This window comes from Neochlamydia sp. TUME1 (assembly GCF_000813645.1).
Taxonomy (GTDB): domain Bacteria; phylum Chlamydiota; class Chlamydiia; order Chlamydiales; family Parachlamydiaceae; genus Neochlamydia.
On sequence record NZ_JRXI01000163.1, the window covers coordinates 1 to 9,545 of the forward strand.

The following is a 9,545-nucleotide window of genomic DNA, read 5'->3' on the forward strand; positions in this document are numbered from 1 at the left end:
AAGGCTTTGCATAAAGTCACATAACTTAAGGCATATTCTTCTTCTGCTACAAGCCATTGCATCTTCCGCCGATGAGCCTCGTCCTCTGCTAGATTAAAGGCAACGAGATCACCTATGCCCTGCTGGTAAAGAAGATGCGCTCTCTTTAAAGAACTAGCAGCATATGAATAGATATTTTTATTCTCTGCCAACCGCTTTTCTTCACTTTGCAGCGAATGTAAAGCAAGCTGAACCTCTTCCACAGCATTTAAAAGCTTTTGATGATAATGGGAAAAAGCCACTTTGGCGCGTGCTTTATAGACATTTACACTGGCTTTATTTTTGCCTGCATCGAATAGAGGAAAAGAGGTTAAAGGCTCGTATAGCCAATACAAATTTTTAAAACTTAAAATATCTGCTAGCTGCTTACTCATTCCCCCAATACTCCCTATTAAGGCAAAATGAGGTAGAGCTTCGGCCATTACTCTTCCAATACGATAAGTCGCAGCAGCTAGCTCGCGATCTGCCTGACGTATGTCGGGGCGCTGGTGCAATAAATCAGAAGGCACCCCTAAAGCTAACGGAACCTTAGGTTGAGGCATAGGGGCGTAGCATAAAAGATTTTCCTCAAGAGGCCATAAGGTCTCCCCCATCAAAGTAAGTAATCGGTGTTTATATTGCTCGAAATATTTCTTAAACTGTAAGATGGCATTTTTACTTTCACAAATTTTTATTTCAACCTGGGCGATTGAGTCTAAAGTGGAATGATTAAGTACTAATCGTTCCTTTAAAAGATTGGCTCGTGCTTGCAGAATTTGCTGATAGGTTTCCTCTGCTAACAATTGATGTTGAATGCTTCTTAATCGAAGATATGCTTTTGAGATCTCTGCTGTAATTGAAAGTTGAATAGCCATCAAATTCTCATGGGAAGCCCCAAGTTCTGCTTTTCTTGCCAAATTTTCACTGCGAATCCTTCCGAACAAATCAATTTCCCAGGAAACCATAGGGCCTAGATGAAAGAAATCATAACGTCTTTGGTTTTTGACATTTTGGGTTTTTAAGTAATTGATCAAGCTTGGTTGCTGAAAAAGAATCCCATCTGCTGGAGAGACTGCGTTGGTATGACCCATACCCATATGAACCATAGGGAAATAATTCGCTCTAGATTCTAGCAATAAAGCTTGATATTCTTGGAGGCGCTGATAAGCAATATGAACTTCAGGATTATTTTCTAAAGCTCTATTGATTAATCTCTCAAGCACCGCATCGTGAAACGCTGCCCACCAGTTAGGTAACTCATCCTCTTCTTGGACCACTGAAGGCACTTGCTTAAGTAAGGTCTGATCCTGCCCTATCTCCCATTGATCAGGCAGCCTTATTTGAGGATTTTTATAAGCAGGGCCTATCCTCTGGCAGCTAGTATAGATACCACTCATCGCTATTAATGCTAGGCTGAGGTAAAAAAACTTATTCATGGTGGGTGTCATTTCTAGAATCTGGTATAAAAACATCCATTACTTGACCGACAAAAAAACATTTTTGTGGGGTTTTAAAGCGATAAATGAGCTGCACTACTCGCGTGTCTATACGTTCCATAATTGAGCCCGTAAGATTTTTCTTAGGAACCATCAGAGGCTTAATTTTTACAAAACTTAAAGGGATAGGCTTATGATTTTCTCCTCTAAAAAAACCTATTGCCTCTTGGTAAGGCCTAAGATAAGAGATTTCATCTTCATTAACCGACACCTCTACAAAACACTCTTCAATATCCCCTAAAATCATCAAAGGTTCTGCTTTAGAGGCTTGAGCTAACTCACCCGCATGAATGTTAACCTTTAATACCGTGGCCTCTAACGGAGCTCTTATTAAAGTATCATCTAACTTCTGGCGAGAAAGCTCTAAAAGAGCCTTTTGATACGCCACCTCAAAGTTTGCTGCATCCAAATCAGGTTGCCAAGCGCCTGCCTTCAATTGCTGAAGTTGAGCCATTAGATAGCTATATTTGGCTCTTTCTACCTCTACAAGATAATTCTTTTGATTAAGTTCTCCTGGGCTTATCGCCTGCTTAGCTAGGAGATCTTGAGCTAATCGTTGTTGCCTTTCGGCTTCATCTAGTTCTACTTTAGACTGATGGAGAAGAGCTTGCTGAGATGTTAGGTTTTCACTTCTAGGAAGAGCTCGTAAGCGCTCTAATTGCGTCTTTGCCTTTGCTAAAGCTGCTTCGCTTGCTGCCATCTCATGAAGCAATTCTTTATTTTCTAATTGAAGCAGAGGATCACCTAGACTTACTTTATCACCTTCATTAACAAAAACCTTATCAATTCTTCGCTCATTAGAAGCTCGGATAGCGACCTCTTCGCTTCTTGGAATGACTATGCCCATACCAAATATAGCATTTTTTCTGGCAATAAAATGTAAATAAGGATCTTCTAAGTAATGAATTTTAGTCTCTTTTTTAAAAAAGACCATCCAGTTAGCTGCTAAAAGCCCTATAAAAGCAAATAAAGCTAAAACTATGAAATATTTTCGTTTTTGGTTCATCCCCTTGCCATGCTTTTAAATAATCTTATTATTTGGCCCTTTTTAAGGTTTATAAAAAAACAGCTCCTTTTTTTTATCTTCATAGAGGCTATCACCAGTCTTTAAACAACCTTTTTTATTTTTTAGCTCATCTTCTTTGTAAAGCTCCGCAGCTTGCTCGAGAGTGGCTTTTTGCTATAAGTGAGAAGAAATTAAAAAACCTTCTCATTCTCCCTTAAAAAATCTTAAAAAAATTAATAGATTTTCTCGATTATTCCATCATTTAATTCTATGATGCGATCAGCGTACTCTAATATTCTTTTATCATGGGTAGCTACAATCACTGCATTTTTTGATTTTAAGGCATGCGTCTTTAATAAATTCATCACGATTAATCCGTTTGCATGGTCCAAAGAACTCGTAGGCTCATCGCAAATGATTAATTGAGGCTGATGGATAAGAGCTCTAGCTAAAGCTATCCGCTGCTGTTGGCCTCCTGAAAGCTCCTGAGGCCATCGATTGGCTAAAGGAGCAATACCTATATCTGCTAGAGCTTCATAGGCACGATTTCTTGCTTCTTGTTTAGACTTATTCTGTAATAAAAGAGGTAATTCAATATTTTCAATGCAAGTTAAAGAGGGCATTAAATAAAAATTTTGAAAAAGAAACCCAATATTTTCGCATCTGAACTTAGTTTTCTCTTCCTCATTCAAATCGCGAGTATTTTTTCCAAAGATTTGGATCCTTCCTTTGTCTTCTTTTAATATGGTGCTTATGATAGAAAGAAAGGTTGTTTTGCCACATCCTGAAGGGCCCATTAAAAAAGCTAACTGGCCACTAAAAAAGTCAACGGTCAAGTATTTTAGGACCATCTGTTGCATCTTAGCAGTGCCATAACTTTTTACTACATCTTGACATCTAACAGCTATTTCTTGTGCCATATTTTTGTCTATTTGCTCATTACAATTTTAGGATCTTCTTTCAAAACTCTGCGGATACATATCCGGGCTGCCAATAAGTTAATTGAAACGATCGTAAAAGCTGCAAGCAATAAAATTAAGGGGGGAAATAGAAATGCAATCGTACCTTGCGACAAGATAATCATTTGACCTGCTAAAGTTGCAGCCCCTAATCCTAGCCCAAAGCCTATGATTCCTGCGACCAAAGCTTGGAAATATATCATCTGAGCTATGGTAAGCGGGGTGGCGCCCAGAGCACGGAGCATGGCAAAAAAGGGCAAAGAGTCAATCGTTAACATATAAAACATAATACCTACAATAGCAATGCCTAGCAAAAAACCTGAAAGGACTGTGGTTCCAAAATTAATCAACACGCCTGTACCTAAGAAATACCAGATGGAACGCCACTTAAATCCTTCTCGAGTAAAAGCTGAAAGCCCAGTTTGATCTTTTATATGTTGAACCACTTTTTCAACATTTTCTCCAGGCTGTACTCTGGCCAATATGAAACCTAAATGACGATTTTTAAAAGGCGTTAGATTTTTATACTGCTGATAGGCCATATACATAATTGGTTGAGGATAAAAGCCTAAGGTTAATTGAGCGATGCCCACAACGACAACGTACTGATCAGCTACTTCCAAAGTATCCCCTAGCTTAAGATAAGAAGGTTTACCATCGGCCCCATCAGTCACTAAAGCTTTTTGAACAGCATGTTGGTCTAAAATAATGCCTCCCTCGTGTCGCAGGCTTTCCACCACCCCTTTAACCATATGTTGAGGAGCACCTAACAGAGAATTTTGATCGATTGCCACCACTTGAGCTTCATGGAACAACCCATTAGAAAGCTTTAAAGGTAAATAGGTCATCGACAACGGGGCTGCCCAAAGGATTCCGGGAACACTTCTAACCTTATCTATTTGGCTGTCAGACATTTCGCGTATTTTATCTATATGCTCAGTTCCTGGATCCATCACCCAAATTTCTGGGGTAGGTATGTCTGTGATGAGTCGATAGGAACGTTCCACTAGCCCTAAAAAAATAGCCGATTGCTGGCAAATCAGAAAACTGGAAAGAAAAATGCCAAATATAAGACCTAAAAATTTAGCTTTATCTCCTATTAGCATTTTAAAAGCTACTACGAGCATGATAAGAATCTCTAAGATATTTTAAAATTAGCGCTTGAAAAAAAAGCACTCGACTTACAGCAAACATAGCAAACTTATCCTATATAAAAAAAATTATAATCTTTAGCAAGCAATCATTTTAAAAAAATCGAAGCTTTGCTCTCTATTGAGGGAAAAGCCTAAAGAGTGATATAAGTTATTATCCTAGTTAATGTGAGGGAATAAAAAAGCTTATATGATTAATGTTCTTTCTGTTCAAAATCTTACAAAGATTTACCCTGGAAAAATTCCTTTTACAGCGATTGATAAAATCTCTTTTGATTTAAAAAAAGGAGAAATTTTAGGGTTGCTAGGACCTAATGGATCAGGCAAGACGACTACAATTCAAATGCTTTTGGGTACACTGGCCTACACTTCGGGAGCTATTTTTTATTTCCAACAAGACTTTGCTCAAACTCGTTCAGAAATTCTTGAGAAGGTTTCGTTTGCCAGCACCTACACCAGTCTTCCTTGGATTCTAACCGTTAAAGAAAACCTAGAAGTCTTTGGTCTACTCTATGGTCTTACCCGAAAGGAAAGTGCTATAAAATTTGATCCCCTCTTAGAACGCTTTGGAATCCTTGGGAAGAGGAATCAGCGGGTAGCTTCATTATCTGCGGGGCAAGTCACTCGGCTCATGCTAGTTAAAGCTTTTTTTACTGATCCTCAGGTAGTGCTTTTAGATGAACCTACTGCCTCGTTAGATCCTGATATAGCAAGCGACATCTGTTCTTTTCTTCTCGAACAAAGAGATAAAAAGGGGCTTTCTATCCTTTTTTCCTCTCATAAAATGGAAGAAGTCATGGAAGTTTGTGATCGTACAATTTTCCTTAAAGAGGGTAAAATCATTGCTGACGATCTTCCCGAAAAATTAGCTAAAAGCATTTCAGCCGTTCACGTTAAATTATGCGTACATGCAGGCCTTAATCGTACCATAGCAGTAGCTGCAAATGCTGGTTTTAAATATAGTGTTGATCATCGAAATATCGAAATTCTCATCGAAGAAGATAAAATTCCTGCTTTTCTGCATACTTTAAGTAAAGAAGGAGTAAACTATGCCACTATTAAAATAAAAGAGCCTTCTCTCGATGATTTCTTTCACCATATAGCCAAGAAGAACAATGAACTTTAGTAGAATCAAAGGTGTTTTCTTTCGTTATTATTATAATGCGATTAAAGGACCCAACCAGCTATCCGATATCTTTTACTGGCCTCTTGTAGATATTCTTCTCTGGGGCTTAACCTCACGGTGGATACAACATCAAAATCATGTAGCCAATCTTCCTTTGGTGCTTATGACAGCTTTAATCTTTTGGCAAGTGACCTGGCGTGGATCGGTGGATATTTCTATAAATATTCTTCAAGAGTTCTGGAATCGCAACTTAGTTAACCTTTTTTCTACTCCCTTAAAGATTTGTGAATGGATAATAGGAACGATATTACTCTGCTTATGCAAGCTAATTTTAACAGTAGCCTTTGGAGCAGTTACAGTCTACTTACTTTATACATTAAACGTATTTACCGTGGGATGGCCATTTATTCCTTTTGCTATCTTGCTACTTATGTTTGGATGGACCCTCGGCTTTGTTGCCGCCAGTATTATTATTTACTGGGGCCATCAAGTCGAAATGTTGGCTTGGATGATCGGTTTTCTATTTGCGCCTTTCAGTGCTGTATTTTATCCTGTAAATATCTTGCCCGCATGGGCCCAGAAAATATCCTGGCTCCTGCCCTCCACCTATATTTTCGAGGGCATGCGAAGCATTTTAGATGAAAAACCCTTCCCTTATATCTACCTTTTTTATAGCTTAACTTTGAACGCTATCTACCTAACATTTTCTATTTTTCTTTTTAAATGGATGTTTGAAAAGAGCCGCCAAAAGGGTTTAGGGCGCTTAGAATAAAAGCTTTTACCTAGATCTAACACTGATTTAAAGAGGAAATATGCCTTTTACAATTGAAGGACAATGGGTACCCAGCAAACCAACTTCTTCAAAGCCTCCGAAAGGCGTAAAGATCCGTTTAGTCAAAAGAGGTAAAAATATTATAACAACTATTTTAAATTTAAATATGCTTTCTAACGAGCTTGTTCATCTAGCCTCTCATCTCAAAAAAAAGCTTGGGTGCGGAGGTGCAGTCAAGGATACAGATATTGAAATCCAAGGAGATAACGTCAGCAAAGTTAGAAAAATTTTAGAGGAATATGGCATTAAATCTTCTTAAAAAATTCTTTTATTCTTTGAATGAAAGAAGGTGCTAAAGCTTACGCTTTAGATAAAATGAAAGTAAATTTAAAAATAGGAAGAACCTAGGGCTTAAAAAGTTATGCTGATGATTGTGCGCCACGAACTTTGACAAGCCAACGACGGGTCATAGATGCTGTATAAGAGATTAGGGAAGGCCCCTAGTAACCGATGACTTAAGGCATAGGCTACAAACCACCTTAAGCTGCATGGGTAAAGAGTCCAGGGGGTAGATGCAATATGCTATTGTAGACGTTCATCAAAAGATTTAGAATGCTGGTTTATAATAGTTGCAATACCACCTATTACCAAAGCTGCTGAGCAGTAAGCACCTATAACTACGATTCCTTTAGGTATCGATAAAATTAAACCCGCTAATTCCATAATTTTAAATGTTGTATAGGTAGCTAAACCATAAGATACGATATTTTTAGCTCCGCTAGGGATCGGACCTAAAAATCCTGTAGATCCAGGAACAATACGCTTGCTTAATTTATAAATAGCCTTTTCTGTTAAAGCAATACCAGCAAAACATATAGCTGCAGTGGCAGGATTAAGAATCTTTGCACCTTTAATGGCATTTACAAGATGAGCTCCAGCAAAGCCTTGAATAGCACAAAAAGCTTCGTCAAGTATTGGATATGAACTTCTAGCAATCATAAAATAACTCCTAAATCAATTTTAAGGTAAAGCATAGCCAAAGATGTTATAATTTATAGGGTTTAAATAATATTTCCAAGCTTTTTAATTACCATGATGGAGATGTGCTTCACCCGTTGCTTCCTTAAATTAGGAGCACATAACTTTCTTGGTGAACGTTAATCAGCCTGCGATTTTTCCAATACAATAGAATATCCCAAAATAGAAATGATATTTGCAAAGGATTTAAGCGTTAGGTGATCCTTCTTGCCTGATCGAATGTCTTGAATGATAGAAGGTGATAATCCTGCTACTTTGGCAAGCTTTCTAACAGAAATATGATCTTCCTCTATTAAAGCAATGATCAACTCAGATAATAGAAGCTCTTGGTATTCTTCATTAATTCTTTTCTTACGAGCTGGGTCTTGGAGCAAGCCTTTCATAGGTAGATAAAATTTTTTTAGCCATAATAATCCTCTGATTTGATTCTTACCTCATATTAGAGAAGTATCCTAGGATATACCCAGCACCGGAACGTTCTAGAACCAATTCATCGAGGGAATGAAACAGCTTTATGAACTTCAAGCCTTCTTAGATGTTCGGCTTCTTCGCCCTGGAGAGGTTCCTTCTAAGGTCAGAGAGGATTTACTAGTATTGATGGGAACTTAAAGAAAAGTTGCTCTCCTTTATCTCCCTAATATAAATAGAACTAATGTAATACACATTACTCAATAGCAAGACCCTCCCTCACTTAGCGTGGTCCGAAAAAACCAAAAAGCTTTACCATCCAAGACCTTACTGCTAATCTCGTTTCGATTATTTCTTACATTGCGAATATTTCGAATAAGTGTTATTCTAAGAATAGAAGACCCTAATAGGAGTATTTATGGTCACGCAATCTTTTCACTTACCTGAGCCTATTATGCCTAGCGAAAGCGAGGTAGAATTAGCTCGAGCTTCTAGCCGTATCCTTTCTTCCATGGACTTGCAGAAAGGAAAAACCGTTAAAATCCTACTTGAAACTGATAATTATCAACAAAGTTCGGTTACCTTGCCTTTTTCAGCCTTTAAGCTGTTGATGACAGTGCTCACTCAAATGGCAGAAGGAAATGCAATCACGTTAATTCCTGTGCATGCGGAACTTACAACCCAAGAAGCTGCAGATTTACTTAACGTTTCACGCCCCTATCTGATTCGACTTCTAGAAGAAAAAAAAATTCCCTTTCGTAAGGTAGGGACAAGGCGCCGAATTCTGTTCCAAGATTTAATGGATTATAAAGCTAAAATTGACGCAGCACGTCGTAAAACTCTAGATGAGTTGGCTGAAGAAGCACAAAACCTGGATATGGGATATTAAATGGCTAGCTTTATCGTGATTTATGACTCATGCGTCTTGTATCCAGCTCCTCTAAGAGATCTTCTGATGCGATTCGCATTAACAGATCTTTATCAAGCGAAATGGACAAAAGATATTCATTGCGAATGGATGCGCAGCCTTTTAAAAAATCGATCGGACTTGACTAAAGAGCGTCTGGAAATGACACGAGCCAAAATGGACTTACATGTCAAAGATTGTTTAGTCTTTGACTATGAAGAGCTGATTGGCAGTTTGAAGCTACCAGACCCAGATGATCGACATGTATTAAGCAGCCATCAAAGCAAACGCACAAACTATTGTGACCTATAATTTATCGGATTTTCCTCCATCAGCTGTTGCCAAATATGGGATTGATGCTCAGCACCCTGACGAATTTCTAAGGCATCTAATCGATTTTTAGTCCCAGCAAAGTTATGAAAGCAGTGCAAGAAACCAGATTAAGCTTGAAAAAACCTCCAAAAAGTTCTGAAGAATACTTAGCTATACTGGAGAAGCAATCACTCCCACAAACGGTTGCTTATTTAAAAGATTATGAATGGCTTATTTGATGACGCAACTGCATATGCAAATTAGACCGATGGATTCGGAGGACATTTTAGAGGTAAGCCAAGTACACAGGAAAGCTTTTCCTTGGCAGGCTCTATCTGAGGAATGGATTAAA

The 9,545-nt window shown here is 38.2% G+C and carries 10 protein-coding genes and 1 pseudogene; 5 read left to right on the forward strand and 6 right to left on the reverse strand.

All coding sequences use genetic code 11. The features are described from left to right. The 4 genes from DB41_RS07760 to DB41_RS07780 form a co-directional block, all read right to left on the reverse strand. The coding region (locus tag DB41_RS07760; RefSeq protein ID WP_039386120.1) for an efflux transporter outer membrane subunit at nt 1-1,454 on the reverse strand (1,454 nt) is incomplete at its 3' end. Beyond that, nucleotides 1,447-2,520, reverse strand: a complete 1,074-nt coding sequence (locus DB41_RS07765; RefSeq protein WP_039386121.1) for an HlyD family secretion protein — start codon at nt 2,518-2,520, stop codon at nt 1,447-1,449. The genes DB41_RS07760 and DB41_RS07765, both read right to left, overlap by 8 nt. 233 nt (nt 2,521-2,753) lie before the next feature. Continuing rightward, entirely contained in the window at nt 2,754-3,440 is a 687-nt protein-coding gene (locus DB41_RS07775; protein ID WP_042242691.1) for an ABC transporter ATP-binding protein, read from the reverse strand. A gap of 8 nt (nt 3,441-3,448) precedes the next feature. After that, complete coding sequence (locus DB41_RS07780; protein WP_039386124.1) at nt 3,449-4,606, reverse strand: ABC transporter permease; 1,158 nt, start codon at nt 4,604-4,606, stop codon at nt 3,449-3,451. Nucleotides 4,607-4,820: 214 nt separating this feature from the next. Here DB41_RS07780 and DB41_RS07785 point away from each other — a divergent pair, with 214 nt between their 5' ends. The 3 genes from DB41_RS07785 to DB41_RS07795 are packed head-to-tail and all read left to right on the forward strand — an operon-like array spanning nt 4,821 to nt 6,847. After that, nucleotides 4,821-5,756: an ABC transporter ATP-binding protein gene (locus DB41_RS07785; RefSeq protein WP_052244019.1), complete on the forward strand. Its 936-nt coding sequence runs from the start codon at nt 4,821-4,823 to the stop codon at nt 5,754-5,756. Then, nucleotides 5,746-6,528 carry an ABC transporter permease gene (locus tag DB41_RS07790; RefSeq protein WP_039386125.1) on the forward strand — a complete coding sequence of 261 codons (783 nt, stop codon included), beginning with the start codon at nt 5,746-5,748 and terminating at the stop codon, nt 6,526-6,528. The genes DB41_RS07785 and DB41_RS07790 overlap by 11 nt, the downstream gene beginning before the upstream one ends. Nucleotides 6,529-6,568: 40 nt before the next feature. Then, a complete protein-coding gene (locus DB41_RS07795) occupies nt 6,569-6,847 on the forward strand; it encodes a translation initiation factor (RefSeq protein ID WP_052244020.1) in 279 nt (92 codons plus the stop codon). Between the two features lie 263 nt (nt 6,848-7,110). Here DB41_RS07795 and DB41_RS07800 read toward each other — a convergent pair whose 3' ends face one another. After that, entirely contained in the window at nt 7,111-7,527 is a 417-nt protein-coding gene (locus tag DB41_RS07800; RefSeq protein WP_039386127.1) for a hypothetical protein, read from the reverse strand. A 158-nt stretch (nt 7,528-7,685) separates the two neighbouring features. Beyond that, a complete protein-coding gene (locus DB41_RS07805; protein WP_039386128.1) occupies nt 7,686-7,949 on the reverse strand; it encodes a helix-turn-helix domain-containing protein in 264 nt (87 codons plus the stop codon). A 443-nt stretch (nt 7,950-8,392) separates the two neighbouring features. Here DB41_RS07805 and DB41_RS07810 point away from each other — a divergent pair, with 443 nt between their 5' ends. Both DB41_RS07810 and DB41_RS13020 read left to right on the forward strand, forming a co-directional pair. Then, nucleotides 8,393-8,863, forward strand: coding sequence for a helix-turn-helix domain-containing protein (locus tag DB41_RS07810; protein WP_039386129.1), 471 nt, complete (start codon nt 8,393-8,395; stop codon nt 8,861-8,863). Then, nucleotides 8,864-9,432, forward strand: a pseudogene (locus DB41_RS13020) (PIN domain-containing protein). It begins immediately after the preceding gene. Nucleotides 9,433-9,545 lie beyond the last annotated feature (113 nt).

Excerpts from the sequence above, each read along its gene's own strand:
- DB41_RS07805 (WP_039386128.1), bottom strand. The coding sequence starts at position 7,949 with ATGAAAGGCTTGCTCCAAGACCCAGCTCGTAAGAAAAGAATTAATGAA.
- DB41_RS07765 (WP_039386121.1), bottom strand. The coding sequence starts at position 2,520 with ATGAACCAAAAACGAAAATATTTCATAGTTTTAGCTTTATTTGCTTTT.
- DB41_RS07795 (WP_052244020.1), top strand. The coding sequence starts at position 6,569 with ATGCCTTTTACAATTGAAGGACAATGGGTACCCAGCAAACCAACTTCT.
- DB41_RS07785 (WP_052244019.1), top strand. The coding sequence starts at position 4,821 with ATGATTAATGTTCTTTCTGTTCAAAATCTTACAAAGATTTACCCTGGA.
- DB41_RS07810 (WP_039386129.1), top strand. The coding sequence starts at position 8,393 with ATGGTCACGCAATCTTTTCACTTACCTGAGCCTATTATGCCTAGCGAA.
- DB41_RS07775 (WP_042242691.1), bottom strand. The coding sequence starts at position 3,440 with ATGGCACAAGAAATAGCTGTTAGATGTCAAGATGTAGTAAAAAGTTAT.
- DB41_RS07790 (WP_039386125.1), top strand. The coding sequence starts at position 5,746 with ATGAACTTTAGTAGAATCAAAGGTGTTTTCTTTCGTTATTATTATAAT.
- DB41_RS07780 (WP_039386124.1), bottom strand. The coding sequence starts at position 4,606 with ATGCTCGTAGTAGCTTTTAAAATGCTAATAGGAGATAAAGCTAAATTT.
- DB41_RS07800 (WP_039386127.1), bottom strand. The coding sequence starts at position 7,527 with ATGATTGCTAGAAGTTCATATCCAATACTTGACGAAGCTTTTTGTGCT.